The following is a 26,547-nucleotide window of genomic DNA, read 5'->3' as shown; positions in this document are numbered from 1 at the left end:
CGAATCGCCTCGATTCTGCCCTTCCTCAAGACAGACATGGCCACTTTCACCCCGCATCAGGATGCCGCGCTAAAAGCCGTTGCCGACTGGCTCAAGGCAAAACCCGGCCGCAACGGCACGCCGCCGGTGTTCCGCCTGTTTGGCTTTGCCGGCACCGGCAAGACCACGCTGGCGCGGCACATCGCCGAAGGCGTCGACGGCGAGGTGAAGTTCGCCGCCTTCACCGGCAAGGCGGCGCTGGTCATGCGCAACAAGGGTTGCGACGAGGCCTCCACCATCCACTCGCTGATCTACCGCGCCCGCGAATCCGGCGAGGAGCAGCCGAGCTTCGAGCTGTGGGACGACGCGCCGGCCTCCAAGGCCAAGCTGATCGTGATCGACGAATGCTCGATGGTCGACGCCGAATTGGGCCGCGACCTGATGTCGTTCGATTGCCCGCTGCTGGTGCTCGGCGACCCCGCGCAGCTGCCGCCGATCCAGGGCGGCGGCTTCTTCACCAACACCGAGCCGGACGCGATGCTGACCGAAGTGCATCGCCAGGCCCAGGACGACCCGATCGTGCGGATGTCGATGGATGTGCGCGAGGGCCGCGAGCTCGACATCGGCCGTTACGGCGAGAGCGAGGTGGTGTCGCGCAAGGAGCTCGACCCCGACCGCGTCATGGGCGCCGACCAGGTGCTGGTCGGCCGCAACAACACGCGCCGCGCCTACAACATGCGGGTGCGCCAGCGCCAGAACATCGAGGATGTCTTCCCGGTCGCCGGCGACAAGCTGGTGTGCCTGCGCAACAACCGCAAGAAGGGCCTGTTCAACGGCGGCCTGTGGCGCGTGAAGTCGCGCAACACCTCGCGCTCGAAATCGCGCATCCTCAGCATGCGGCTGTCGCCGGATGAAGACTTCGGTCACAAGGTGACAAAGGTCTCGGTGCGCGCCGATTGCTTCGAGGGCGGCGTCGAGGCGATTGCCTGGGAGCAGCGCAAGCCGTATGACGAGTTCGACTACGGCTATGTGCTGACCGTGCACAAATCGCAGGGCTCGCAATGGGACGACGTCGTGCTGTTCGACGAGAGCTTTGCGTTTCAGGATAGCCGGGCGCGGTGGCTGTACACGGGGATTACGCGGGCGGCGAAGCGGTTGAGCATCGTTGTTTGACGCTGCCGTAGGGTGGGCAAAGGCGCAACGCGCCGTGCCCACCGTCTCTCCACACATTCAATAGAAATGGTGGGCACGCTTCCGCCTTCGCTCTTCGAACTACGGCGGACAAGTCGCTTTGCCCACCCTACGGCACTGTTGTAGCCCGGATGGAGCGAAGCGTAATCCGGGGGTTCGGGTCCGCGCTCGCGATTCCCGGATTTCGCTGCGCTCCATCCGGGCTACGGTCTCTGCAAGACCTCACTTCCCCGCCACGAAATAAAAATCCTCGCGTCCCGGCGGCGAGCCGTATGAAAACGGCTGCTGCTCGTGCTTGGTGGCGGACCAGACGTCATCGCGGACGATGTCGAACAGTTTCCGGATCTCGACCTTCGGCACCTTGATCTCGCGGGCGAGCGCGGTGGCGAAGGGGCTGTCGGCGCCGCCATCACCGTCCAGCGCGGTCTCGCCGTGCTTGGCGGCGTAGACCACCATGAAGCCGGCGCCGGGCTCGATGTTGGAAAAGCCCTTGTCCACCAGCTTGAGCGACAGCGTGCGCTGCATGGCCGGCGCAAAGGGATTGTCGCGGCAGGCATCCAGCATCACCAGACGCACTTTTCTCGCAGCGCCCACCGCGGCGATCACCTGCTCCAGCGCAACCGCCTGGGTCTCGGCGTCCCTGTCGGCGGCAAGCTTGGCGTCAACAGGGACGAGATAGTTGACGCCGCCGATCTCGAAACCGTGGCCGGCGTAATAGACCACCGCCCAATCCGCATTCTCCGCTTCGGTGGCAAACGTCTGCAGCGCTTCGAAGAACTTGTCGCGGGAGAGGTCGTTGACGGAGATCACGGTCTGGAAGCCGACATCGCGCAGCACGTTTGCAATCATTTTCGCGTCGCGCGGCGGATTGGGCAGGGCGTGGACGTTCTTGTAGGCGCCGTTGCCGATCACGAGCGCCACGCGGCGCCCGGTGGACCCGGCCGGCGCCTGCGGCGTCAGTGCGGCCAAGCGCTCCTGCGCGATGGCGCGGGCCCGCGCGACGTCGGGCTCGTCAAACTTCGTCAGCGAATAGGCCGCCGCGCGGTAGTCGGCGCGGGCCTGGGCGAGATCTTTCCTGCGCTCGTAGATCTGGCCGCGGCCGGAATGGGCGCGCACACTGTTCGGATTGAGCTGGATGACCGTGTTGTAGTCCTTCAGCGCGGCGTCGAGGTCGCCCTTCATCACGTTGACCTCGGCGCGATTGTTGATCGCGAAGGTATTTTTGGGCTGCTTCTGGATCAGGCCGTCGCAGTCGGCGAAAGCCTGGTCGTACTTGCCCATCATGCCGTAGGTGATGCAGCGGTTGCCGGCGATCTGCGGCGCGGCCGGGTCGATCTTCTCGGCTGCCGCAAAGTCGGCAATCGCGCCGTCGAAATCCTTGTTCAGCGTGCGCATGCGGGCACGATTGGTCCAGCCGAGCAGGAACGTGGGCGTGTATTTGATCGACAGGTTGAAGTCGTCGAGCGCGCTTTGCAGCGCGCCGCGGCGCAGATGGATGGTGCCGCGATTGTTGTAGGCATAGCCGAAATTCGCGCGCTTCAGGATGGCGAGATTGTAGTCGGCCATGGCGAGATCGTCCTCGCCCTTGCGCTCATGGGAGAGCCCGCGCAGGTTGATGGCGCCGACATTGTCCGGATCGAGATCGATGGCGGACGACAGCGCCTCGATGGCGCGGTCATAGTCGCGCTTGTTGATCAGCGCATTGCCACGCACGACGAGCGCGAGCGACTTGTCCTTGCCGCCGAGCTTATCGGCCTTCAACAGATTGTCGCAGGCCGTCGCGCGGGCCTGGGCCTCCGCCTGGCGGTCGCGACAGGTGGCGAGGTCCTCGCCGGCTTGCGGCTCGGCCGCGGCGATGGCGGCATTTGAGATCAGGATGGCGAGGGTCAGGGGAATGACACGCAGCATGTTGTCAGGTCAGCTCCAGCCACCACATGATTGAGTCGAGCGCGATCGCGCGCGTTCATCTAGCCCGGAGTTCCCGGCCTCGCCAAGCCGCGCCGTCTGAGGCTATTTTTCACAGACTCGTGTCCGTTTCCCCGTAACAATCGCCGTCTGCGCCCGTATCTCAGATGTCCGAAAACGCGGCCAAACGGGCTGTTCGCCCGTCCCCGGTCGCCCTACACTGTCAGACCTTCCGAAGAGGATCGCCATGCGCCGCACCGCCCTCGCCTCGCTGCTCGCCGCCACCACCGCACTGACGCTGGCCTTCGCCGTACCGTCCAGGGCCGCGGAGGATGCCGTCGTGATCCCCGCGCCCACCGTGGATGCGTCGCCCGCAACCGGGATCCAGACCGCCGTCATCGCGGGCGGCTGCTTCTGGGGCGTCCAGGGCGTCTTCCAGCACACCGCCGGCGTCGTCAATGCAGTCTCCGGCTATGCCGGCGGCACCAAGGCGACGGCCGATTACCAGACGGTCTCGAGCGGCCGGACCGGCCATGCCGAGTCGGTCGAGATCAAGTTCGACCCGAAGAAGATCTCCTACGGCAAGATCCTCCAGATCTACTTCTCGGTGGCGCACGACCCGACCCAGCTCAACCGGCAGGGCCCCGACACCGGCACGCAATATCGCTCGGCGATCTTCACCACCTCCGACGAGCAGAAGAAGGTGGCGGACGCCTATATCGCCCAGCTCAACGGCGCCAAGGTATTCAGCAAGCCGATCGTGACCAAGGTCGGCGCGCTGGAAGCGTTCTACCCGGCGGAGGCCTATCACCAGGACTATCTGACGCTGCACCCGAACCAGCCCTACATCGCCTACAACGACATTCCGAAGGTCGAGAACCTGAAAAAGCTGTTCGCGGATAACTACATTGAAAAGCCGACGCTGGTGAGCGCCAGCAAGGCCACCAACTGATCGCAAGATCACCGAAAACAAGTTCACCAAACAAACGGGAGACCCATGCCCGACACCAAGACGAAAACCACCGACGACAAGGTCATCAAGAGCGAAGAGCAGTGGCGCAGCGAATTGTCGCCGATGCAGTACGCGGTGCTGCGCGAGAAGGCGACCGAGCGTCCCTTCTCCGGCGAATATGAGCACGACCACCGCGCCGGCACCTATGTCTGCGCCGGCTGCGGCAATGTGCTGTTCGAGTCCGATGCCAAGTTCGATTCCGGCTGCGGGTGGCCGAGCTTCACCCAGCCCGCGGTCGATAGCCATGTCGACGAGGAGCACGATGCCAGCCACGGCATGGTCCGCACCGAGGTGCTGTGCTCCAAGTGCAGCGGCCATCTCGGCCACGTCTTCCCCGACGGCCCCGGCCCGACCGGCCTGCGCTACTGCATCAACTCGGCCGCGCTGAAGCTCGAGCCCAAATAACATTGCGCGCCGCCCGGTTCCGTCATGGAACCCGGCGGCGCGATGTGCTTTTCTCTTCTGGCGGTGCGGCCGATGCGCGCAATCCGGCAGCCGCCAGGGAGGATGCCATGACGCTTGGGACCATCCTGATCATCCTGGTGATCATCTATCTGCTGGGCGGCATGTCCGGCCGGTTCGGTGGTTACGGCTATGGCATGGGCCATTCCGGCATGGGGATCGGCGGCGTCGTGCTGGTGGTCCTGGTCGTGCTGCTGCTGCTTGGCAAACTGTAAACCATCTAACATATTGAAATTATTTGGTTTACGGCGCTCGCGGAGCTGCCATGCGCGGATTCATCATCTCCCATCGCGGGGGTCGCATTTCTGTCAAAACAGCCTATATTAGAGGGCGAAAATGACATGTGCGGCGGGCCCACTCGATGGTGGCCCCTGCCTTTCAAAACCCCACGCGCTTAAAGCCCCAGACAAGATCACGAGGTCTTTGACCATGCGTCCACTGCGTCCGTTCAACTTCAACACTTCTGCCGAGCTCTTCCCCGCCGCAATCCGCAAGAAGAAGCGTGCAGGCTTCACTTATCGCCGGTTCGGCACCGCGGCCGAAGCCGTGCAGTTCGCGATGGAGCAGTTGCCGACGGATTCGCTGAACGGCGCCTATCTTCAGGTCGAGGAAGCGCGCTTCGACCAGAACGGCATCCGCTCGCTCTACGAGAGCGAAGCCTTCCCGCTGCCCCGCCGCCCCCGGCCGGCGCCGGCCCCCGAGACCGACGCCGACGCGGCGTAAGTTTTCGCCAAGCCCGATGTGCGCTGAAAGCGCGATGGCCGAAAGGCCGTCGCGCTTTTTGCGTTTGGAGGCTCTGTCTTCTCTCTCTTCCCGCAAGCGGGGAGAGGCGAAGAAAGAAGCGCCACGCTAAATCCGCGGCTGCTTGTCGAGCCAGCGGCGGAGCAGGCGGACGTTGCGCATGTTGGCGCGGAACATGACGTCGAAGGCATCGCCCGCGAACGGCACCATGCCGACCACGCCGTCGACCGCGACATTGCCGAGCATGCGCGCGGTGAGATACCACGGCGCGCCCAGCGCGCGGGCCTCGCGCACCAGCCACAGCGAGATCGCGGTGGTGATGATGTCGCCGACGATCGGGATCAGCCCGATCAGGCCGTCGATGCCATAGCGGATATTCGTGCCGGGCAGGATGAAGGCGACATCGAGCAGCCTTGCGATCGCCTCGATCCGCGCCACCCGCTGCTCCCGCGTCAGATTGCCGAACGGGTTTCCCTGGCCGAACTCGAAGCGAAACTCGCGAAACCCCTGCTCCAGTGTTTCGGGACGGATCTCATGGCCGTCCTGGTCGATGATCGGCCCGCGCGCTTCGGTGTCCGAAAAACTCCCGCGCGCGCGGGACCCGGAACGGGGTCTGTGCGGAGCAAGAGTGTCGTCATCGGACATGGTCATGGCCTTTGGAAAACGCACTGGTGTGGCGGAAGTTGCCGCCCCTCGCCCGAACGTCGCGCGTTCAGGTCTAAGCCGCAGCCGGCTGCGGCTCCTCGACATATCTATGCACGAGCCAGGATGAAAGCACCGCCGGCACGAATCCGACGAGGCCGTACAGGATGAATTGCACCGTGCCCGAATCCGGCCCGCGCGAGCTGTAGGTCAGCGACGCCAGCACGAAGGCGAACAGGCCGACCAGGAGCATCCGCAGTGCCGGGCCGATCCGGCGGACATGGATCAGGATGTCGTCGACCGCACCGATCATCAGCGAGGGCAGGAAGCCGAACAGATAGCTGTATTGCAGCGATTTGAAGAACACCGCGAACAGCTTGCCGACCTCGCCGAGATTGGTCTGGGCCCAATAACCGGACTGATAGGTCGTCGTCAGCAGCAGCAGGAACCCGCCGACGAACGGACCGACCAGCGCAAACACCAGATAGCGTTTCATCAAGTATCCTCATCCTTCGCCGCAGTTATAGCAGCGACGCGGGAACCTTGAATAGCGGGGCGCCGGCCCGTCCTGACGGGAACAAGCGGCAAGGCGACGAGTTCAGACAGGACTGAAATTCATACCTGCAGTCAGATTGGAGTTTGTCGATGTCCCGGAAATCCGTCCTTATGGCGACGCTCGCCCTGACAGCCCTGAGCGGCATGTCGATCACGCCTGCTCTCGCGCAGGGCCACATGGGTACGCCGCAGGAGCAGAACGCCTGCTCGCGTGACGCCTCGCGGTTCTGCCGGAAGGACCTCGGCAATGACGGCGCTGTGCAGGCGTGCCTGCAGGCCAACCGGGCCAAGCTGTCGAAGTCCTGCAGCAAGGTGTTTCAGAGCCACGGCATGTAAGGCCGGGAACGATCCCCGGCGCACGGAGAGTGAAGCCATGTTGCGCGAGGAACAGCTCTCGATCCTGCGGGACATCAGCCAGTCGGTCGCCTTTGCCGACGACCGGCACGGCAAGATCGGCGAGCTGATCGCCGACGGCTACGTGATGAAGGACGGCGATCTGTTCGAGCTCACTGCGAAAGGCGTCACGGCCGTCGAGGAACACCCCGCAGCATCAGGCGCGAGCGATGCGGAAGAAGCGAACGCGTCGTCCGATCGGTTGATCTGATCTCGCGCCGCATGCTGCGTGACGGACACGCAACAACTGCGAATTCATTCGAGCGGACCATTGCAGCCGTGTGACAATCGCGCATACTCGAATCGGGCGGCGCAGCACTTTTCGATTCGAACACCACGAGAGATCGAGCGACCACATGCGGGACCAAAGTTCCCGGCGTGAAGGCTGTGACATGCGGCAGATCAAGCCGCGTGCGGCGCCCCAAAACCAAGTGGTCCAACCCACGGAACTCGGGGACGCATTCGTCATGACACGCTACACGACCATCGTTTCGCTCTTCGCTTTCGCAACCACCGCCATCGTACTCCAGACATCGCCCGGCCTCGCCTTCTCGTCCGAAGCACAGCAGATGTGCACAGGTGATGCGATGCGGCTGTGCTCCAGTGAGATTCCCGACATCTCGCGCGTCAGGGCCTGCATGGTGCAGAAGAAGGCGCAGGTCAGCCCTGGCTGCCGCGCCGTGATGGACCGCGAGCACGCCGCCGCGCGCAAGCGGGAGGCAGCGGCGCAATAGCGCCAGCCATCCTTAGTGTCATGGCCGGGCTTGTCCCGGCCATCCCCGCCTTAGACCGCGGCACGAAGACCGTGGATGCCCGGGACAAGCCCGGGCATGACGACCTCTCTCGACAGGAAGAGAGGAGCCCTAATCGCCCCACTGCGCGAACGCATCGTTGAAGGCGCGCTCGCCGGGTGCGCCCTTCTCGATGGCGATGATGGCGCGGCGCTGGTTGGCGTAGACCAGCGGCACGTCGAACCATGAGCGCTCTTTCAGGAGCTGGACGTTACGGGCGCGGTCGGCGTCGACATTGGAGAGGCCGACCAGGAAGAAGCCGTCGGTGACCTTGACCGCGAGACCCGCGAGCGGCGTGCCGCGCGCCTGCTCGTTCGACTTCATCAGGATGCCCGGCACGTTGGAGATGCTGCCGCCCGGAAAGTCCGGCGGCAGGATGAAGGTCAATTCCGCGGTGTGGCTCGCCGGCAGCGACGAGTCGGTGTTGCGGCGGAACGACATCGTCATCTTGAACTTGCGGTCGGGGATCTCGATGTCGGCGCGCACGGCGACGTCGGCCTTCTGGTTGCCCGAGGCCTTGATCGGTTCGAGCCGCCACACCACCGAGCCGACATATTGCTTGCCCTTCGGGTCGGACGGATCCTCGTCATAGAGCACGACCTTCTGCGCCACCGGCGCGACCGGCTGGTCGCTGGCCGAAGGCTGGCCGACGCGATCCGGAATCTTGGGCTTGCTCTGCGGCTGGGCCGGATCCTTCGGCGCCTCCACCACCTGGGTCGGCGAGGACTTGAACAGGCCGCTCACGGTCTGGATCAGGGGCTTGCCCCAGAGGATCCCGGCGCCGACCAGGATCAGCACGATGCCGACGGCGATCGCGCTCTTGAACGGGAAGGCGGAGCCGGTGCGGGCGCGCTTCTTGGCTTCGCGCTCGGGCGCGACGCGCGGACGCGACGATGGCGGCTGCGGCGTGTAGCGCTCGGCCTCCTCGATCGACTCGTCGTAGGAATAGGGCGCGTCCTGCTCGCCGGCGCGATTTTCCAGGCTCGGCTCCAGCCGGTCGAACTCCGGCGAGGGCGAGGGCACATTGGCGTAGGTGCGACGCGCGGCGCGGTTGGCCTGCGCGGCAGCGCCGCCGAGATCGTTCACGTCGGCCGTGATGTCGCGAAAACCGCGTACGCCCGGTGCCGGCGGCTGAGGCGGTGGCGGTCCGATGTCGGGCGGACGGCGCCCGGGCGGGCGATCACGTCCGGCCGGCGGAGCAGCCGGCGGCTCCGGCATCGGCGGCGCTGCCGGGGGACCCGGCTGGCGCGGCGCGTCGAAACGCGGGGCCCGCGGCGCGCGAGGGGCGTCGCCCTGGTCATCGACATTGAAGGACGGGCGGTCGGCACGCGGCGGCGGTGGAGCCGGACGGGTGCGTGGAGCGGTCGGCTGAGACGGCGGCGGGTTGCCTTCGGCGGCGCGGGTGCTGGCCCGGCGGAAGGCGTCTCCGCTGCCGCTGCTGCGGGCGCCGCCACTGGGGCCACCGGGGCGCGAGGCCTCCCGGGCGCGCTGGGCGGCCTCCGATTCGACCTTGCGGACGGCCTCTTCCAGCGACAGCCGTTCGCGGGTGATCTCGGATTCGGAGAGCGGCGGCTGCACGCTGCGGAGCTGCGCGATCAGGGCCGTGCGCGCGCGCTCATAGAGCGCGCGACGGCTTTCGCCGGGAGCGTTGGGGTCCAGGGCGGAAATAGCGCGGGCGATCAGCGGATAGTAATCAGCCATTTCAACTCAACTAGCGCACGTCCCGGTAAGATATCGTTAAGCCTCAAACGGATTTTGCACCAGAATAGTATCCTCGCGTTCGGGGCTGGTGGAAAGCAGTGCGACCGGGCACCCCACCAATTCCTCGATCCGGCGGACATATTTGATGGCCTGGGCCGGCAGGTCCGCCCAGGAGCGGGCGTTGGCGGTCGGCTCCTTCCAGCCCTCGATGGTCTCGTAGATCGGCTCGACCCGGGCCTGGGCGCCCTCGCCGGCCGGGAAGTGGTCGATCTCCTTGCCGTCGAGCTTGTAGCCGGTGCAGACCTCGATCGTGTCGAAGCCGTCGAGGATGTCGAGCTTGGTCAGCGCCAGGCCGTTGATGCCGCAGGTCCGGACCGCCTGGCGGACCAGCACGGCGTCGAACCAGCCGCAGCGGCGCGGACGGCCGGTGTTGGTGCCGAACTCGCGGCCACGCTCGCCGATCTTGCGGCCGGTCTCGTTGTCCTGCTCGGTCGGGAACGGGCCCTGGCCGACGCGGGTCGTATAGGCCTTGCACAGGCCGAGCACATAGCCGACCGCACCGGGGCCGAGGCCCGAGCCGGTCGCGGCCTGCGCCGCCACCGTGTTGGACGAGGTGACGTAGGGATAGGTGCCGTGGTCGACGTCGAGCAGCGCGCCTTGCGCGCCCTCGAACAGCATGCGCTTGCCTTCGCGCCGCTTGATGTCGAGCAACCGCCACACCGTCTCGGCATAAGGCAGCAGCTCCGGCGCCAGCGCGGTCAATTCCTTCAGGATCACCTTGCCGTCGAACTCCGGCAGGTTGAGGCCGCGGCGCAGCGCATTGTGATGCGCCAGCAGCCGGTCAATCTTGTGCGGGAGCGTGTCGAGATCGGCGAGATCCATCAGGCGGATGGCACGGCGGCCGACCTTGTCTTCATAGGCCGGTCCGATGCCGCGGCGGGTGGTGCCGATCGCGGTTGCCGCATTGGCGGATTCGCGGTGCGCGTCGAGCTCACGGTGCAGCGGCAGGATCAGGGTGACGTTCTCGGCGACGCGCAGATTGTCCGGCGAGATCGCGACGCCCTGCGAGCGCAGCTTGGTGACCTCGTCGAGGAAGGCTTGCGGATCGAACACCACGCCGTTGCCGATCACCGACAACTTCTGGTCGCGCAGCACGCCCGAGGGCAGCAGCGCGAGCTTGTAGGTCTTGCCGTTGATGACCAGCGTGTGGCCGGCGTTATGACCGCCCTGGAAGCGGACGACGATGTCCGCCTGCTCCGACAACCAGTCGACGATCTTGCCCTTCCCTTCGTCGCCCCACTGGGCTCCGACGACGACAACGTTGGCCATTCGCGGGTAATCCTCTGAAGATTTTAGATGCGCCAGCCCAGCTGACGGCCGGAGCCGTTCGCACGCGAGGCAGCCAACCGGATAAAGGAAGCAGCCTCTCTAGGCAAGCAAGAACGGGGCTTTTTCGGGGCTCAAGACGCACTTTAACCCTTTGATATCCCCGTAAAATCCAGAAGCCTTCCATGGCCATTTCGTAAGCTTCGGCCAAAGCGCGAGGCTGATCCGCCGCTGCATGGTCGCGATGCGTCCGCCCCCCGTTGATGCCACTTCGATTTCCGTGTCTTTGGGCATGCCGGGCTATCAGCCGGCCCGAGCTTGCCGGGCCGGTGCCTCGGCGTACTCCACGCGGGGGCCATAACAACCACAATGTCCGCCACCGGCCAGACCACGGGCTCCGAATCATCCAGTCACAGCTGGATCGCCAACCAGCCTTATCTGCTCCTCAGCATCACCGCGCTGTGCTGGGCCGGCAACGCCATTGTCGGGCGGCTCGCCGCCGGCCACATCCCGCCGGTGACGCTGTCGTTCCTGCGCTGGACCTTCGCCTTCCTGCTGGTGCTGCCGTTCGCCTGGAAACATCTCGCCCAGGACTGGCCCGCGATCCGCAGCAGGCTCGGCCTGATGATCGTGCTGTCGATCACCGGCATCGGCGCCTTCAACACGCTGCAATATTGGGCGCTGGAACATACCCAGGCGCTCAACACGCTGCTGCTGCAGTCGGCCGCGCCGCTGGTCGTGGCACTGTGGTCGCTGGCGATCCTCGGCGTCCGCCTCACCGCGGCACAGGCGTTCGGCGTGGCTCTCTCGATGTGCGGCGTGCTGACGATCCTGCTGCATGGCGATTTCACCACGCTGTCGAACATCGCGTTCAACAAGGGCGACCTCATCTTCATCGTCGCGCTGATCATCTTCGCGCTGTATTCGGTGCTGACCCTGAAGCGGCCGCCGATGCACGGCCTGTCGTTCCTCGCGTTCACATTCGGCGCCGGCGCCGCCTGCCTGATTCCGCTCGAGATCTGGGAGCTGTCCGCGCGTCCGGTGATGAAGCTCGACGGGCCGAACCTGCTGACGCTGTTCTATGTCGCGGTGTTCCCGTCGACGCTCGCCTATCTCTGCTTCAATCGCGGCGTGCGCCTGATCGGCGCCAACCGCGCCGCGCCGTTCTTCCACGTCGTGCCGGTGTTCGGCTCGATCATGGCGATGGCCTTCCTCGGCGAACACCCGCAGGCGTTCCACTTCATCGGCTTTGCGCTGGTGCTGGCCGGCGTATTCGTGGCGTCACGGAAGCAGGCGACTTAACTCAACATCGTAGGGTGGGCAAAGCGAAGCGTGCCCACCATGCCAGTTGAAACGGGAAGGATGGTGGGCACGGCGCGCGAAGCGCGCGCCTTTGCCCACCCTACGAATCTCGGTGTGAACTCATCCTGAACTTGCTGTACGCTTCGTTCGTCGCGATGATCACGTGCTCGGCGCAGCCGTTGACGCGATGCGGATCGGCCTGCGTCTCGTAAGCCTCCGACGTCATCATGTCGATGAAAGCTGCAACCGTTGGGTAATAGACCAGCGCGACGAAATCCCAGTCGTTGCCATCGTGCGGGCCAAGCGCGACCGCCTTCGCTTCGCCGGTCCACAGCAGCGTGCCGCCGCGTGCCCTGATCATGGGCACCGTGATCGCGCTGTAACGAAGATATGCGTCCCAGCCCGAACCGTCGCCATCGCGCGAGTGCGCGTGGAAGCGCATCAGGTTCAGCATCACCACCGGCGCATTTGCATCGAGCCGCTCCAGGCCCTCGATGTTCAACATATTAACCGCCAATGACACCTCCTCAAGCCATGCCTGCATTGTAGCCTTGCGGCCGCGAGACTTGTGTCACAACAAGAATCCAGCGCAAGGTCGCATCCAACGCCAATGACGATCGCTTCGCCCGCGCCAAAGGCCTCGAATCCGGCCAGTTGGCTCAACAACCAGCCTTACCTGCTGCTCAGCATGAGCTCGCTGTTCTGGGCCGGCAACATCGTGCTCGCGCGCCATGTCGGCGCGCATGTGCCGCCGCTGACGGTGACCACGATCCGCTGGTTCGGCGTGTTCCTGATCCTGTTGCCGTTCGCGTGGCCGCATCTGAAGCGCGACTGGCCGAATTTGCGCAAGAGCCTGCCGCTGATGCTGTTCCTGTCGCTGGTCGGCTTTGCCTTCAACAACGCGATCTCGTACTGGGCGATGCAATACACCGAGGCGCTGAACGCGCTGCTGATCCAGTCGGCCGGACCGCTGTTCGTGGCGCTGTGGTCGCTGGCGCTGTTCGGCGTACGGCTGACGGGTGCGCAGCTCGCCGGCATCGCGATCTCGCTTCTCGGCGTGCTGATCATCATCCTGCGCGGCGATCTCGCCGCGCTCGCGAGCATCAGCTTCAACAGGGGTGACATCATGTTCGCCTCTTCGCTGGTGGCGTTCGGGCTCTACTCCGCCTTCATCCCGCGCCGGCCGAAGATCCACCAGCTCTCGTTTCTCTCCTTCACCACCTTCTGTGGCGCGACGATGCTGCTGCCCGCCGCGATCTGGGAAGCCCTCAGCGGCCGTGTCCTGCAACTCGACGGGGTGACGCTGGCGACGCTGGGTTACATCCTGATCTTTCCCTCGACGCTGGCCTATCTCTTCTTCAACCGCGGCGTGGCGCTGATCGGCCCGAACCGCGCCGCGCCGTTCTTCCACCTGGTCCCAGTGTTCGGCTCGGCGATGGCGATCCTGCTGCTCGGCGAAAAGCTCCAGCCGTTTCATCTGATCGGCTATGCGCTCGTGCTCGCCGGCGTCGTGTTCGCCTCTCGCCAGGGTTCTGCGGTGAAGTAATTCCGCGAGGTGGGCGGCAAACTCCCGTCTTCCGATTTTTGCGAAGAGAAGCTAGGTTCCCCGCCAACGAAAAAGAGGGAACGTCCAGACATGCTGTCATCACTGATCCGCGCTCTGCGCACGGCCGGCGCAGCCGCACTTTGTCTCGCCGCCGCATCCGCCGCGCAGGCCGACAATTATCCGAGCCGCAACATCACGCTGGTGCTGCCGTTCGCGGCCGGCAGCGGCACCGACACCACGACGCGGCTGATCTCGCAGCATTTGTCGCAGGCGCTCGGCGTCGGCATCGTGATCGAGAACAAGGCCGGCGCCAACGGCATGATCGCCGCGACCTTTGTGGCGCGCGCCGCCCCCGACGGCTACACGCTGCTGGTGACGACCAACACCACGCATTCGGCCAATCCCTACCTGCTCAAGAGCCTGACCTACGACCCTGTCAAGGACTTCACCCCGATCGCGCGCACCGGCGACCTGCCCTTCATGCTGGTGATTCACCCGGAGGTGCCGGCCAAGACCGTCGGCGAGCTCGTCGCCTACGGCAAGGCCAATCCGGGCAAGCTGAGCTACGCGTCGGGCTCGTCCTCGGCGATCGTGTCGGGTGCGACCTTTGCGCACAATGCCGGGCTCGATCTCCTGCACGTGCCCTACAAGAGCTCGCCGCCGGCGCTCAACGACGTCATGGGCGGCCGAGTCTCGATGATGTTCGTCGATATCCTGACCGGCCTGCCCCACGTCAACGGCAACGCGCTGCGCGCGCTCGCCGTCACCACCAAGGACCGCTCGCCGCTGGTGCCGAACCTGCCCTCGATGCAGGAGGCCGGCGTGCCGGATTTCGACATCTCGTCGTGGCAGGGCTATTTCGGCCCCGCCGGCATGCCCAAGGAGATCGTGACCAGACTCAACGCCGAGATCAGGAAGATCGTCGAGAAGCCCGAGATCAAGGCCCAGCTCGCTACGCTCGGCATGGACGCCTTCTCCGGCACGCCGGAGCAGCTCGGCACGTTCGTGAACGAGCAGCTGGTGCTGTGGGAGAAGCTGATCACGAACGCGAAGATCGAGAAGCAGTAGGGGGGTCTAGGAAGGTGTCATCGCCCGCCTTGTGCGCAATTGCGCACTGGGGCGGGCGATCCAGTATTCCGAGACGTTGGTGATTGACCCGATGGGCCGCGGCGTACTGGATGCCCCGCCTTCGCGGGGCATGACAGCCGAAAAGTTGAAAAAGAAAAAAGGTGGGCACGACGCTTGCGCGTCTTTGCCCACCCTACGAGTTCAGCGCAAGAACTTACGCCGCGCGGACCTTGGCGAGGAAGCCGTCGACGGCGCTGCGCAGCGCGCCGGACTGGCTGTCCAGCTCGCGGGCGTTGGTGAGCACGTCGGTGGCCGCGGTGCCGGTCGCCTCCGCGGCCGAGGTGACGCTGCCGATATTGGCGTTGATCTCGTTCGAGCCGGCCGCAACCGACTGGATGTTGCGGGCGATCTCGCGGGTCGCTTCGCCCTGCTGCTCGATCGAGGCGGAAATGCCGGCGGTGATCTCGCTCATTTCGGCGATGGTCTGGGTGATGCCGGAGATCGCCGTGACCGCGTCGCTGGTCGAGGTCTGCATCGCCGCGACCTGGGCGGAGATTTCCTCGGTTGCCTTCGCGGTCTGGTTCGCCAGCGCCTTGACCTCGGAGGCCACGACCGCGAAGCCGCGGCCGGACTCGCCGGCGCGCGCCGCTTCGATGGTGGCGTTGAGCGCGAGCAGGTTGGTCTGCGCCGCGATCGAGTGGATCAGCTTGACGACCTCGCCGATCTTCTCGGCGCCGGTCGAGAGCACCTGTACGGTGGCGTTGGTGCGCTCGGCATCGCTGACGGCCCGGCTCGCGACTTCGGTCGAGCGCGTGACCTGGCGGGAGATTTCCGCAACCGAGCTCGACAATTCTTCGGCGGCTGCGGCAACCGTGCCGACATTGCCGGAGGCTTTTTGCGAGGCGGCGCCGACCGTCGCCGCACGCGACGAGGCGTCGCTGGCCGTCGCGGTCATCGACTGCGCCGTGCTCTGCATGCCGGCGGCGGCCGAGGAGACCGAGCGGACGATGCCGTTGACGCTGCGTTCGAAATCGCTGGCGATGCCCTCCATCGCGCTGCGACGTTCCGCCGCGGCACGCTCTTTGGCATCGGCCTCGGTCTTCTCGAGGCCGCGGATGCGGACCGCGTTGTCCTTGAAGATCTGGACGGTCGAGGCCATCGCGCCGACCTCGTCGCCGCGACCAACCCCGGGAATCTCATCCTCGAGCTTGCCGTCGGCGAGATCCTTCATGCGGGCGCCGAGCAGCTCCAGCGGGCGGCTGATGCCGCGGCTGATCAGCCAGGCAACGCCGCCGGCGACGATGACGATGCCGAGCATGGCAAGACCTAGCAGCCAGTAGACCGGGCCCATCTTGGCGTCGATGTCGCTGAGATAGGCGCCGGTGCCGAGATACATGTCGAAACCGGGCACCGCGACGGCGTAACCGATCTTGCTGATCGGCGTCTCCTGGCCGGGCTTCACGTAATCATAATAGAGCAGGATCGAGCCGTTGGCCTTGACGCCGTCCATCAGCTCGACGGAGAGCTTGCGGCCGTTGGTCACGACATCCATGCGGTTGCTACCGATCTGCTTCGGATCGGGCGCGAGCTGGGTGATGCCGTCATAGGACGTGCCGAACAGATAGCCCGAGCCGTTGTCGTAGGTCATCGCGTTGCCGTAGCGGCGAAGGTCGGCCAACGCCGCATCCTTGGTCAGCTCGCCGGCATCGACGCGTTTCTTCAGCGCCGCGGCGTAGTTGCGACCCAGGTCGACGATCGACTTGGCCTGGTCGATGCGCGCATTCACCATCTCGCGCTTCATCAGATAGCCGGCGAGAACACCGGAGAGGCAAAGGCCGAACAGGGTGACGCCGACAAGGATACCGAGCTTGGGGGCGATCTTCAGATTGCTCAACTTCACGGGACAGCTCCGGCAATAATGGGATACGGGCGCGCAAGGGAATCGAAAAATTTGAATCAACTTTTAGTGGGCGACCTCTTATCAACCTGTTACGGACGGCTCCGTAGAAGCCCGGACGGAAGGCCGAAACAGTCGAATAAATCGCCGCAGCGGCAACCGACGATTGTACGCGACCGCTCCGATTTCGCGTAAAAGACGCAAAGGCCCGCCCACAAGGTGCGGGTCACAACAAGAACCGACAGACCAAATCGGGAGCAGGAAATGCCGAAATACAGGGTGGTGACGCCGAAAGGCGCGAGCTTCACGGTCGCAGGCAGCGACTATTCCTATGAGCGTGAGGCGCTCGATCCGATCGATGCCGAGATCATCGAGGCGCCGGCCAATGAGGCCGAATTCATCGCCGCCGCGAAAAACGCCGATGCCATCTATGCCAAGGGCATCCCGATCTCCAAGACCATCATCGACGCGCTGGAGAGCTGCAAGGTCATCACGCTCGGCTCTGTCGGCGTCGACAGCGTCGACGTGAAGGCCGCGACCGCCCGCGGCATTCCCGTCACCAACATCCCCGACACCTTCATCGAGGAGGTCGCCGACCACGCCATGATGCTGCTGCTCGCCGGCTTCCGCCGCCTGGTCGAGCAGGACAGGATGGTGCGCGATGGGCGCTGGGCCGAGGGCCGGCCAGCGCTGTTGAAGATCCCGCGGCTGATGGGCCAGACGCTCGGCTTCGTCTCGTTCGGCCGCGTCGCGCGTGCAGTTGCGAAGCGCGCCGCCCCGTTCGGCCTGCGCATGATGGCCTACGATCCCTTCATCCAGGAAACGCTGATGTACGACCACGGCGTGATCCCGGCGACGCTGAACGAGGTGCTGTCGCAATCCGACTTCGTGTCGATGCACGCTCCCGCCCGGCCCGAGGTGCATCACATGCTCACCGAGAAACATTTTCGGCAGATGAAGAAGGGCTCGGTCTTCATCAATACCGGCCGCGGCGCCACCGTTGACGAGGAAAGCCTGATCAAGGCGCTCCAGGAGGGCTGGATCGCCCACGCCGCCCTCGACGTGCTGGAGAAGGAGCCGCCGTCGCACAACAATCCCATCCTCAGCATGGAGAACGTGACGCTGACCGCCCATGTCGCCTCGGCCTCGGCACGGTTCGACGAGGCGCGCAAGCGCCGCGTGGGCTACGAATTGTCACTGGTGCTTCAGGGCATGTGGCCGGTAAGCTGCGTCAATCCGTCGGTGCTGCAGAACACCGCGCTCCGCCGCTGGCAGCCCGTCAGCATGGATCGCGGACCGAACAGCTAGGCGGCCGGCGCCAAGCGCGCCGGGAATCGGAACGGCCCTTCACCGGCGATCAACGCCGGGAAGGGAGACATCATAGGGAGGAACTGATGAGGAACGACATCACCCGTCGTGATGCCTTGGTGCTGGGCCTATCCGCTACGGCGCTCGCGGCAACCGGTGTTGCAGCGCACGCCCAATCCACGATCAAGGCCGCGGACGTCCCCGCACCGAAACTGCCGATCGAGAAGGGTGCAACCCTGCGCATGCTGCGGCCGGTGCGCTTCGTCCAGGCCGACGAAGACGTATTCCGCGCCAACGCGGCTAAATTCACCAAGGAGACCGGGGTCGAGGTCAAGGTCGATTTCGTCGGCTGGGAGGACATCAACCAGCAGACCGCGGTGACCTCAAATTCCGGCGCCGGCCCCGACATCATCATCGGCTTCTCCGACGCGCCGCACATCTATGTCGACAAGCTGATCGAGCTGACCGACGTCGCCGACTATCTCGGCAAGAAGTATGGCGGCTGGCAGAACCTTGCGAAGGCCTACGGCAAGAAGGCCAAGAGCGATACCTGGATCGGGCTCCCGTTCGGGGCCACCGCCGGTCCCCTGATCTATCGCAAATCCATCCTCAAATCCGTCGGGTTCGACAAGGCGCCGGACGATCATGCCGGGCTCCTGGACCTCTGCAAGAAGCTGCAGAAGGCCGGCAAGCCCGCTGGCTTTGCGCTGGGCAATGCCGTCGGCGACGGCAACGGCTTTGCGGACTGGATGATGTGGTCGCACAATGCCTCGCTGCTGGATGAGGAAGGCAATGTCACCATCAACAGCAAGGAGACCATCGCGGCGCTGAATTTCGTGAAGGAGCTCTACCCGACCTTCATCGCCGGTACGCCGTCCTGGAACGACGTCAGCAACAATCGCGCCTATTCCTCGCAGGAAATCGGGCTGACGGCGAACGGCGTCTCGCTGTATTTCTCGCTGAAGAACGATCCGGCGACCGCGGCGATCGCCGAGGATTCCGAACATCAGCTGCTGCCGAAGGGCCTTGCACCGATCTCGCCGATGTCGGGACTGACGCTGAACGCCATGGTGTTCAAGCACAGCCAGTATCCGAACGCGGCGAAGGCCTTCCTGCAGTTCATGCTGGAGAAGGACCAGTACGAGCCGTGGCTCAACGCCAACAGCGGTTACTGGTCGCAACCGCTTGCGGCCTACGCCGATGCGGCGGTGTGGAAGGGCGATCCCAAGGTCGCGATCTTCAGGGACACCATGAACAGCACGTATTACGCCGGCTACAAGGGTCCGATTTCGACCGCCACCGGTGCTGTTCGCGCGGACTATGTGACGGTGCAGATGTTCGCCTCGGTCGCGACCGGTGCGGCGACGCCCGAAGCCGCGGCTGCGGAAGCGGAACAGCGCTGCAAGCGGTACTTCCGCAGACAGAGGTAGCGGCCGACGACAACGCGGCCGTCATTGCGAGGAGCGACGCGACGAAGCAATCCAGACTGCAACTGCGGAGACAGACTGGATTGCTTCCGCCTTCGCCAAAGCTACGGCGGACAAGTCGCTTCGCTCGCAATGGCGGTGTGGTAACAGCCTAGAACAGGACAACGACCCGATGTCCGTGACCACCCTCTCCTCCCCCGTACTGGCGCACCGGCAGCAATCCTGGCTGGTGCGGTTGTTCGACTACAAGCCGTTCCTGATCGTGATGTGCCTGGCGCCCGCGATCGGGCTCCTCGCCGTGTTTCTGACCTATCCGCTCGGTCTCGGCATCTGGCTCGCCTTCACCGACACCACGATCGGCCGACGTGGCGTCTTCGTGGGCCTTGAGAATTTCCAGTATCTGCTCACCGATCCCCTCTGGTGGGGCGCGGTGTTCTACAGCGTGTTCTATACGGCGGTCGCGACCTTCGGAAAGTTCGCGCTCGGCTTCTGGCTCGCGCTGCTGCTCAACAACCATTTTCCGTTCAAGAGCCTGCTCCGCGCCATCGTGCTGCTGCCCTGGATCGTGCCGACGGTGCTCTCGGCGCTCGCGTTCTGGTGGATCTACGATCCGCAATTCTCGATCATCTCCTATTTGCTGGTCGACGTGCTGCATTGGCGCACCACCAACATCGACTTCCTCGGCGCGCCCTGGCCGGCGCGCTTCTCGCTAATCGCGGCGAATATCTGGCGCGGCATTCCCTTCGTCGCGATCTCGCTGCTCGCGGGCCTGCAGACCATTTCGCCCTCGCTCTACGAGGCCGCGATGCTCGACGGCGCCAGCGCCTGGCAGCGCTTCCGCTACATCACCTTCCCGATGATGATGCCGATCCTCGCCATCGTCATGACCTTCTCGATCATCTTCACCTTCACCGACTTCCAGCTCGTCTACGCCATCACCCGCGGCGGTCCGGTGAACTCGACCCATCTGCTGGCGACGCTCGCGTTCCAGCGCGGCATTGCCGGCGGCGAGCTCGGCGAAGGCGCCGCGATCGCGGTATCGATGATCCCGTTCCTGGTGTTCGCGACGCTGTTCTCATATTTCGGCCTGGCGCGCCGCAAATGGCAGCAGGGAGAGGCCAATGACTGATACTGTCGCGCAGCCGGCCGCCGTCGCCAACACACCGCCCGACACCATGGCCTGGGATTCCGGGCTGCGGCGGCTGATGATGATCTACCTGCCACTCGGCTGCTTCGTGCTGATCCTGCTGTTTCCGTTCTACTGGATGGCGATCACGTCGTTCAAGCCGAACGCAGAGCTGATGAATTTTAAGGATCACAACCCGTTCTGGATCACCTCGCCGACGCTGGCGCACGTCAAGCACCTGCTGTTCGACACCGCCTATCCGCGCTGGCTGTGGACAACGATGATCGTTGCGATCGGGTCGACCACGCTGTCGCTGATCGCGAGCACGCTCGCCGCCTACGCCATCGAGCGGCTGCGCTTCCGCGGCAGTCCCTATGTCGGCCTCGGCATTTATCTCGCCTATCTGGTGCCGCCGTCGATCCTGTTCATTCCGCTCGCCACCGTCGTGGTGCAGTTCGGCCTGTTCGACTCACCGATGGCGCTGATCCTGGTCTATCCGACCTTCCTGGTGCCGTTCTGCACCTGGCTCCTGATCGGCTATTTCAAGTCGATTCCCTACGAGCTCGAGGAATGCGCGCTGGTCGACGGCGCGACGCGGCTCCAGATCCTCCGCCGGATCACGCTGCCGCTGGCGGTGCCCGGGCTGATCTCGGCCGGCATCTTCTCCTTCACGCTGTCCTGGAACGAGTTCATCTACGCGCTCGCCTTCATCCAGAGCGGCGCCAACAAGACCGTGCCGGTCGCGATCCTGACCGAGCTCGTCACCGGCGACGTCTACCAGTGGGGCGCGCTGATGGCGGGATCACTGCTCGGCTCGCTGCCGGTTGCGATCTTCTATTCGCTGTTCGTGGATTACTACGTGTCCTCGCTGACCGGCGCGGTGAAGGAGTAACACGAGCTAAGCAAGCCGCTCCTTAAGGCGCGGCGTGGCCCAGTCGAGAAAAGATCGGAGCTTGAGTGGCTCGGGTTTGCGCTCCGCGTAGACGATATGCACCGGCCATGGCGCCTGTTCGAATGGCTCCAGCATCAAAACGAGCTTTCCGGCGCGCCGTGCGGCTTCCATCTTGTACGACATGACGCGAGTGATGCCGGCACCCGCGATCGCGGCTTCGACCGCAGCCTCGGAGTCGCTCAAAGTCAATCTCGACCGGATCGGCACCGCTACTTCGCGGCCGTCGATGACGAACTTCCAGTTCCGCTGAGCCGCGAGGCTGTCGATACTGATACAGTCATGAGCAGCCAGATCGGCAGGCACCTTCGGTTGGCCGTGCTTGGCAACATAACCGGGACTCGCACAGAGCACGAACCGGACCGAGCCGACTCGGGTCGCGATCAGGTTGCTGTCCGGGAGGTTGCCGATGCGAACCGAAATGTCGATATTCTCCTCGGCCGTGTTGACAATGCGGTCGGTCAGGACGAGCCGTAGCGCGATGTCTGGAAAGGCATCCATGAATTCGAGCGCGATCGGCAACAGGTGCATGTGTCCGAGCCCCCAGGGCGACGTGACCGCGAGATCTCCTTTCGGAATCCTGTACTCGCCGGAGACCTCGCGCTCCGCGTCGTCTACCTGCCCGATAATGCGCTTGCAGGCTTCGATGTAGGATCGTCCGACATCGGTCAGCTTCATCTGGCGCGAGGATCGCTGAAATAGTTGGGCCTTCAACCGCGCCTCCAGCTCCGCGACCGTGCGGCTGACTGTCGCGACCGGCGTGTTGAGGCGCCGCGAGGCGGCTGAAAAGCTTCCTGTCTCAGTGACCGCGACGATCACCGACATTGCCTCCAACCGGTCCATCGGATACGCTTTCCATATCTTGAGAAGGTGCTTCTCAAGCATACCGTCTGCTCCCCACAGCGACAATCGGCTACGCGGTGGATATGCGCAAAGCCGCCGTGCGTTTTGAATGCCGTCGCCCGGCCGTCAATCGAGGACGCTATGGAGTTAGAGACCAGAGCCCTGCTGTCGCGCCGCAATTTCTGTCTCTGCTGCCTGAGCGGCGCGACGATTGCCGCTACTAACGGGTGGCTTTCGCCGCGGCAGGCCTACGCTGAAGCGCGAGGCCTTGTCAGCCTGATCAAGGACAGTGCGGCGACATCGCCGATCACCACGCACAAACTCCGAGGCAACATAGCCGTGCTCGAAGGCTCCGGCGGAAATGTCGCGGTCCTGACCGGTCCCGACGGCAAGGTTTTAGTCGATGCCGGCATCCGCGTCTCGCGTCCCCAGCTCACCAAAGCGATGGCCGATCTCGGCGCCGATCCCGTCACCCATCTCGTCAACACCCACTGGCATTTCGATCACGCCGATGGCAATGAATGGCTACATTCCGCTGGCGCCAGGATCATCGCGCAGGAGAACACGCGAAAGTACCTCCTCGAAGTTCAGCGCGTAGAGGACTGGGACTACAATTTCCTTCCGCTGGGACCAGGCGGCATCCCCAGCGACGTATTTTCCAGCACCCATGAGCTCAGACTCAACGGAACCTCGATCGGCCTGAAATATTACGGGCCCGCGCATACCGACAGCGACATCTCCGTCACCTTTGCAGAAGCCAACGTCGTTCATGTCGGCGATACCTTCTGGAACGGCATCTATCCGTTCATCGACTACTCGACCGGCGGCAGCATCAACGGGATGATCGCGGCTTCCGAAGCCAATCTCGCGGCGACCGGACAGGATACGATCGTGATCTCCGGTCATGGCAAGCCGGTTGGCAACAGAGCCGAACTCCAGGCGTTTCGCGACATGTTGGTGACGATCCGCGACAACGTCGCCCGTCTCAAGAGCCAGGGACGAACGCGGGACGAAGCCGTGGCCGCCAAACCGACCGCGGCCTTCGATGCGATATGGGGGCAGTTCGTGATCGACCCCGGCTTCTTCACCCGGCTGGTCTACCAGGGCGTTTGAAGCCGCGGACGACTGACGTCCGCAAAGCCACCGATTCTGGACAGGGAGATCGACATGAAAAGTGCAGAGGTCACGCCGCCACAAACCCGTATCGATCGTCGTTGCCTGGTCCTTGGATTGTCCGGAATCGCCGTTGCCACCACTTCGCCGGATGCATCGGCGAAACCGCAGCGTGACGGCCGCGGCGCCACCGGTTCTTATCCGGTCGTCTACCATCGAACCAAATCCGTCGACGGGATCAAGATCTTCTACCGCGAAGCGGGGCCCAAGGATGCACCGGTGGTGCTGCTGCTGCACGGTTTTCCGACCTCCTCGCACATGTTTCGCAACCTGATCCCGGCTCTGGCGGACCGCTATCACGTGATCGCTCCCGACTACCCCGGCTACGGCCAGAGCGACATGCCGCCGCGCACGTCGTTCAAATACACCTTCGATCGCTTCGGCGAACTCGTTGACGGCCTGCTCGGCCAGCTCGGGGTCACCCGCTATGCGATGTACGTCATGGATTACGGCGCCCCGGTCGGCTGGCGGCTGGCGCTCAAGCATCCCGAGCGCGTCAGCGGCCTGATCGTGCAGAACGGCAACGCCTATGACGAAGGGCTGAAGGAGTTCTGGAATCCGATCAAGCAATACTGGGCCGACGGGTCCGATACCAGTCGACAGGCATTGATGAAGCTGGTGACGCTGGAAACGACGAAATTCCAGTACACCGACGGCATGTCGGACGTAAGTCGGATTTCACCCGACAATTGGGTACAAGATCAGGCGCTGCTCGACCGGCCCGGCAACAGCGACATCCAGATGGACCTGTTCTACGATTACCGGACCAATCTGCCGCTGTATCCCGCGGTGCAAGCCTACTTCCGCAAGCACAAGCCGCCGACGCTGATCGTCTGGGGCAAGAACGATTTCATCTTCCCGGCCGACGGCGCCCATCCCTACAAGCGCGACCTGCCGCAAGTGGAGTTTCACCTGATCAACACCGGTCATTTCGCGCTTGAGGACAGGTTCGACGAGATGGTTCCGCTGATCCGCGACTTCCTCGCCCGCAAGATCGCCTGATAACCTGGAAGGAACGAACATGAACGCGGCCCTCCACGTCGTGGCCGCTCTGGCGGTCTCCACAATGTTTGCGGCAGCCGCCGTCGCCCAAAGCGCCCGCGACGTGCGCGGGCCCTCTCCGCTAGTTGCCATCGACAAGCAGGCGCCCGCCCGCCTGATAGTCGATCCACCGCTGGCCGAACAACTGGCGCAGGGCCTCGTCTTCATCCAGTACACCACGGAAAATCTCCGGATCGTGCCGGTGTTCGGCAAGGGCGCGCTCGACGTGTCGCCGCGCATCGGTCACGTCCACATCACGGTCGATGATGCGCCCTGGCATTTTGTCGATGCCAGTGGCGAGACCGTGATCGTGGTCGGACTGCCTCCGGGCCCGCACAAGGTACTGTTCGAGTTGGCCGATCCCACGCACCGCGTGATCGACAGCAAGACCATCAGCTTCGAGATTCCGGCGCGCTCTCCGGCACCGCCGAAACAATAGCTGCTGCGGCGTTTCGCCCGGTTTCACAAAACTGCAACATGCGATCCGCATAAGGCGTCGTCCGCTAACAGGAGACGCACATGCGCGCGACTTTTCTTGCCTCCGTCGCAACGATCATTCTCACCGCGAGCACCGCGCTTGCACAGAACGAGGGTGAATTCCCGGCGAAGCTCGCCGGCCACGTGGTGATGCCGGCCGCGACCTTCATCGACGCGCCGGCCGACGCGCCTGCCGATCTCAAGACCTCGGGCAAGTACACCACCGGCAAGCGCGTCGACGCGCTCGGCACCGTGATGGGCAAGTCCTATGAGCGTGCGACCGGCGTGTCGCTGCCGTTCAAGGGCCAGCCGTTGCAGGGCCACTCCGGCATCAAGCACATGCCCGACGGCAGCTACTGGGTCATCACCGACAACGGCATGGGCGCGCGCGCCAACTCGCCGGATTCGATGCTGTACCTGAACCGCTACAAGATGGATTGGGCCAGCGGTAAGATCGAGCGCCAGGAAACCATCTTCCTGCACGATCCCGACAAGAAGGTGCCGTTCCGCATCGTGCATGAGGACACCCAGAAGCGTTACCTGACCGGCTCCGACTTCGACACCGAGGGCTTCCAGATCATCGGCGACACCTTCTGGATCGGCGACGAGTTCGGCCCCTATATCCTGAAGGCCGACAAGACCGGCAAGATCCTCGGCGTGTTCGAGACGGTTGCCGACGGCAAGCCGGTGCGCTCGCCGGACAACTGGGCCGTGGCGACGCCGGGCGCGCCGGGCGCGACCTATACCAACGTCAACCTCCGCCGCTCCAAGGGCTATGAGGGCTTTGCGTCGTCCAAGGACGGCAAGTTCCTCTACGGCCTGCTCGAGGGGCCGCTGTGGGACGCCGACAAGAAGGACTGGGAGAAGGTCGACGGCAAGGAAGCCTCCCGCATCCTCGAATTCGACGTCGCTGCCGAAAAATTCACCGGCCGCTACTGGCAATATGTGTTCGAGCAGAACGGCAACGCCATCGGCGACTTCAACATGATCGATCAGGCCTCCGGCCTCATCATCGAGCGCGACAACGGTGAAGGCACCGCCGACAAGGCCTGCCCGCAAGGCACCCGCGGCGAAAACTGCTTCCCTGACGCCGCCAAGTTCAAGCGCGTCTACAAGATCGAGCTGACCGACGCCAATGTCGGCAAGCCCGTGCGCAAGATCGGCTATATCGACCTGATGAAGATCCAGGACCCCGACAAGAAGGCCCGCAAAGCCCTCAATGACGGCGTCTACACCTTCCCGTTCTTCACCATCGAGAACGTCGATCGCGTCGACGAGACCCACATCATCGTCGGCAACGACAACAACCTGCCGTTCTCGTCCAGCCGCGATCCCAACAAGGCCGACGACGACGAGTTCATGCTGCTCGAAGTCGCGGATTTCCTGAAGGCGAAGTAAGCCGACGCTCTCTCCTTCCCTCTCCCCGTTCTTACGGGGAGAGGGAAGGAACCGACAGTGGCGCCTCACCCTCCGTCATTGCGAGCGCAGCGAAGCAATCCAGAGTCTCTCCGCAGAGGCAGTCTGGATTGCTTCGCTGCGCTCGCAATGACGAGGATAGAACTCCATTCCCGCACTCTCGATGAGTGCGCGGAGACAGCCCCTTGTAAGTCGAAGCGCCGCAGGTCTGCTATTGTAGACGTTGCGGTGACGGACGGGAGCCCGCAAACCCCCAGGTCGTTGCAGGCCGTGGGT

At 64.2% G+C, this 26,547-nt stretch carries 27 protein-coding genes; 19 read left to right on the top strand and 8 right to left on the bottom strand.

Translation table 11 applies throughout. The annotated features are described in order from the left end of the window. The first annotated feature begins 36 nt into the window (after window positions 1-36). Window positions 37-1,152, top strand: coding sequence for an ATP-dependent DNA helicase (locus tag ABIB95_RS37485; protein ID WP_063981179.1), 1,116 nt, complete (start codon window positions 37-39; stop codon window positions 1,150-1,152). A 240-nt stretch (window positions 1,153-1,392) separates the two neighbouring features. Here ABIB95_RS37485 and ABIB95_RS37480 read toward each other — a convergent pair whose 3' ends face one another. Then, window positions 1,393-3,078 carry a caspase family protein gene (locus tag ABIB95_RS37480; RefSeq protein WP_354247288.1) on the bottom strand — a complete coding sequence of 562 codons (1,686 nt, stop codon included), beginning with the start codon at window positions 3,076-3,078 and terminating at the stop codon, window positions 1,393-1,395. A 244-nt stretch (window positions 3,079-3,322) separates the two neighbouring features. Between ABIB95_RS37480 and msrA the strand changes: the two genes are divergently transcribed. The 4 genes from msrA to ABIB95_RS37460 all read left to right on the top strand — a co-directional run bounded on the left by msrA (window position 3,323) and on the right by ABIB95_RS37460 (window position 5,272). Further along, window positions 3,323-4,027, top strand: coding sequence for a peptide-methionine (S)-S-oxide reductase MsrA (msrA, locus tag ABIB95_RS37475; RefSeq protein ID WP_166344335.1), 705 nt, complete (start codon window positions 3,323-3,325; stop codon window positions 4,025-4,027). A 45-nt stretch (window positions 4,028-4,072) separates the two neighbouring features. Continuing rightward, window positions 4,073-4,492: a peptide-methionine (R)-S-oxide reductase MsrB gene (gene msrB / locus ABIB95_RS37470; protein ID WP_085398941.1), complete on the top strand. Its 420-nt coding sequence runs from the start codon at window positions 4,073-4,075 to the stop codon at window positions 4,490-4,492. 107 nt (window positions 4,493-4,599) lie between these two features. After that, entirely contained in the window at window positions 4,600-4,764 is a 165-nt protein-coding gene (locus ABIB95_RS37465; protein ID WP_014492503.1) for a DUF3309 family protein, read from the top strand. 214 nt (window positions 4,765-4,978) lie between these two features. Next, window positions 4,979-5,272: a hypothetical protein gene (locus ABIB95_RS37460; protein ID WP_063981175.1), complete on the top strand. Its 294-nt coding sequence runs from the start codon at window positions 4,979-4,981 to the stop codon at window positions 5,270-5,272. Between the two features lie 126 nt (window positions 5,273-5,398). On the opposite strand, the gene ABIB95_RS37455 is transcribed toward ABIB95_RS37460, so the two are convergent. Both ABIB95_RS37455 and ABIB95_RS37450 read right to left on the bottom strand, forming a co-directional pair. After that, entirely contained in the window at window positions 5,399-5,941 is a 543-nt protein-coding gene (locus ABIB95_RS37455) for a DUF4112 domain-containing protein (RefSeq protein ID WP_354247283.1), read from the bottom strand. A 67-nt stretch (window positions 5,942-6,008) separates the two neighbouring features. Beyond that, window positions 6,009-6,428 (bottom strand): DUF5413 family protein, encoded by a 420-nt coding sequence (locus ABIB95_RS37450; protein WP_354247280.1) that lies wholly within the window; start codon window positions 6,426-6,428, stop codon window positions 6,009-6,011. 149 nt (window positions 6,429-6,577) lie between these two features. On the opposite strand from ABIB95_RS37450, the gene ABIB95_RS37445 reads away from it, so the two are divergent. The 3 genes from ABIB95_RS37445 to ABIB95_RS37435 all read left to right on the top strand — a co-directional run bounded on the left by ABIB95_RS37445 (window position 6,578) and on the right by ABIB95_RS37435 (window position 7,614). Beyond that, entirely contained in the window at window positions 6,578-6,823 is a 246-nt protein-coding gene (locus ABIB95_RS37445) for a cysteine rich repeat-containing protein (RefSeq protein WP_071909803.1), read from the top strand. A gap of 37 nt (window positions 6,824-6,860) precedes the next feature. Further along, on the top strand, window positions 6,861-7,091 hold the full coding sequence (locus ABIB95_RS37440; RefSeq protein ID WP_071909802.1) for a hypothetical protein: 231 nt from the start codon (window positions 6,861-6,863) through the stop codon (window positions 7,089-7,091). A 256-nt stretch (window positions 7,092-7,347) separates the two neighbouring features. Next, window positions 7,348-7,614 carry a hypothetical protein gene (locus tag ABIB95_RS37435; protein ID WP_028151045.1) on the top strand — a complete coding sequence of 89 codons (267 nt, stop codon included), beginning with the start codon at window positions 7,348-7,350 and terminating at the stop codon, window positions 7,612-7,614. Between the two features lie 129 nt (window positions 7,615-7,743). On the opposite strand, the gene ABIB95_RS37430 is transcribed toward ABIB95_RS37435, so the two are convergent. Then, window positions 7,744-9,372 carry a hypothetical protein gene (locus tag ABIB95_RS37430; RefSeq protein WP_354247276.1) on the bottom strand — a complete coding sequence of 543 codons (1,629 nt, stop codon included), beginning with the start codon at window positions 9,370-9,372 and terminating at the stop codon, window positions 7,744-7,746. A gap of 36 nt (window positions 9,373-9,408) precedes the next feature. After that, window positions 9,409-10,701 carry an adenylosuccinate synthase gene (locus tag ABIB95_RS37425; protein WP_085398944.1) on the bottom strand — a complete coding sequence of 431 codons (1,293 nt, stop codon included), beginning with the start codon at window positions 10,699-10,701 and terminating at the stop codon, window positions 9,409-9,411. Between the two features lie 366 nt (window positions 10,702-11,067). Between ABIB95_RS37425 and ABIB95_RS37420 the strand changes: the two genes are divergently transcribed. Beyond that, window positions 11,068-12,000: a DMT family transporter gene (locus ABIB95_RS37420; RefSeq protein WP_354247273.1), complete on the top strand. Its 933-nt coding sequence runs from the start codon at window positions 11,068-11,070 to the stop codon at window positions 11,998-12,000. Window positions 12,001-12,100: 100 nt separating this feature from the next. Here the strand turns inward: ABIB95_RS37420 and ABIB95_RS37415 are convergent, their stop codons facing one another. Further along, the gene (locus ABIB95_RS37415; RefSeq protein WP_231143475.1) at window positions 12,101-12,505 is read right to left on the bottom strand and encodes a DUF1330 domain-containing protein; all 405 of its coding nucleotides are present in this window, start codon (window positions 12,503-12,505) and stop codon (window positions 12,101-12,103) included. Window positions 12,506-12,610: 105 nt separating this feature from the next. Here ABIB95_RS37415 and ABIB95_RS37410 point away from each other — a divergent pair, with 105 nt between their 5' ends. Continuing rightward, window positions 12,611-13,546, top strand: a complete 936-nt coding sequence (locus ABIB95_RS37410; RefSeq protein ID WP_354247270.1) for a DMT family transporter — start codon at window positions 12,611-12,613, stop codon at window positions 13,544-13,546. 90 nt (window positions 13,547-13,636) lie between these two features. Beyond that, window positions 13,637-14,614 carry a Bug family tripartite tricarboxylate transporter substrate binding protein gene (locus tag ABIB95_RS37405; protein ID WP_354247267.1) on the top strand — a complete coding sequence of 326 codons (978 nt, stop codon included), beginning with the start codon at window positions 13,637-13,639 and terminating at the stop codon, window positions 14,612-14,614. 214 nt (window positions 14,615-14,828) lie between these two features. Here the strand turns inward: ABIB95_RS37405 and ABIB95_RS37400 are convergent, their stop codons facing one another. After that, complete coding sequence (locus ABIB95_RS37400; RefSeq protein ID WP_354247264.1) at window positions 14,829-16,514, bottom strand: methyl-accepting chemotaxis protein; 1,686 nt, start codon at window positions 16,512-16,514, stop codon at window positions 14,829-14,831. A gap of 261 nt (window positions 16,515-16,775) precedes the next feature. On the opposite strand from ABIB95_RS37400, the gene ABIB95_RS37395 reads away from it, so the two are divergent. The 4 genes from ABIB95_RS37395 to ABIB95_RS37380 all read left to right on the top strand — a co-directional run bounded on the left by ABIB95_RS37395 (window position 16,776) and on the right by ABIB95_RS37380 (window position 21,264). Further along, the gene (locus tag ABIB95_RS37395; protein ID WP_354247261.1) at window positions 16,776-17,819 is read left to right on the top strand and encodes a C-terminal binding protein; all 1,044 of its coding nucleotides are present in this window, start codon (window positions 16,776-16,778) and stop codon (window positions 17,817-17,819) included. An 86-nt stretch (window positions 17,820-17,905) separates the two neighbouring features. Beyond that, window positions 17,906-19,249 (top strand): ABC transporter substrate-binding protein, encoded by a 1,344-nt coding sequence (locus ABIB95_RS37390; protein ID WP_354247258.1) that lies wholly within the window; start codon window positions 17,906-17,908, stop codon window positions 19,247-19,249. Window positions 19,250-19,418: 169 nt separating this feature from the next. Next, a complete protein-coding gene (locus tag ABIB95_RS37385; RefSeq protein WP_071909793.1) occupies window positions 19,419-20,375 on the top strand; it encodes a carbohydrate ABC transporter permease in 957 nt (318 codons plus the stop codon). After that, on the top strand, window positions 20,368-21,264 hold the full coding sequence (locus tag ABIB95_RS37380) for a carbohydrate ABC transporter permease (protein WP_028151054.1): 897 nt from the start codon (window positions 20,368-20,370) through the stop codon (window positions 21,262-21,264). Before ABIB95_RS37385 ends, ABIB95_RS37380 begins: the two co-directional genes overlap by 8 nt. Window positions 21,265-21,270: 6 nt before the next feature. Here the strand turns inward: ABIB95_RS37380 and ABIB95_RS37375 are convergent, their stop codons facing one another. After that, window positions 21,271-22,164 carry a LysR family transcriptional regulator gene (locus ABIB95_RS37375; RefSeq protein WP_085398962.1) on the bottom strand — a complete coding sequence of 298 codons (894 nt, stop codon included), beginning with the start codon at window positions 22,162-22,164 and terminating at the stop codon, window positions 21,271-21,273. Between the two features lie 141 nt (window positions 22,165-22,305). Between ABIB95_RS37375 and ABIB95_RS37370 the strand changes: the two genes are divergently transcribed. From ABIB95_RS37370 to ABIB95_RS37355, 4 genes are all read left to right on the top strand, one after another. Next, complete coding sequence (locus tag ABIB95_RS37370; protein WP_135216983.1) at window positions 22,306-23,277, top strand: MBL fold metallo-hydrolase; 972 nt, start codon at window positions 22,306-22,308, stop codon at window positions 23,275-23,277. Window positions 23,278-23,331: 54 nt separating this feature from the next. Then, entirely contained in the window at window positions 23,332-24,339 is a 1,008-nt protein-coding gene (locus ABIB95_RS37365; protein WP_354247253.1) for an alpha/beta fold hydrolase, read from the top strand. A 19-nt stretch (window positions 24,340-24,358) separates the two neighbouring features. Further along, window positions 24,359-24,817: a DUF6130 family protein gene (locus ABIB95_RS37360; RefSeq protein ID WP_085398951.1), complete on the top strand. Its 459-nt coding sequence runs from the start codon at window positions 24,359-24,361 to the stop codon at window positions 24,815-24,817. Between the two features lie 80 nt (window positions 24,818-24,897). Next, window positions 24,898-26,253, top strand: coding sequence for an esterase-like activity of phytase family protein (locus tag ABIB95_RS37355; protein ID WP_354247249.1), 1,356 nt, complete (start codon window positions 24,898-24,900; stop codon window positions 26,251-26,253). Window positions 26,254-26,547: the final 294 nt, after the last annotated feature.

It is taken from the genome of Bradyrhizobium sp. LA2.1 (genome assembly GCF_040547725.1).
GTDB classification, from domain to species: Bacteria; Pseudomonadota; Alphaproteobacteria; order Rhizobiales; family Xanthobacteraceae; genus Bradyrhizobium; species Bradyrhizobium barranii.
This window is presented reverse-complemented; position numbering and strand designations above follow the sequence as displayed.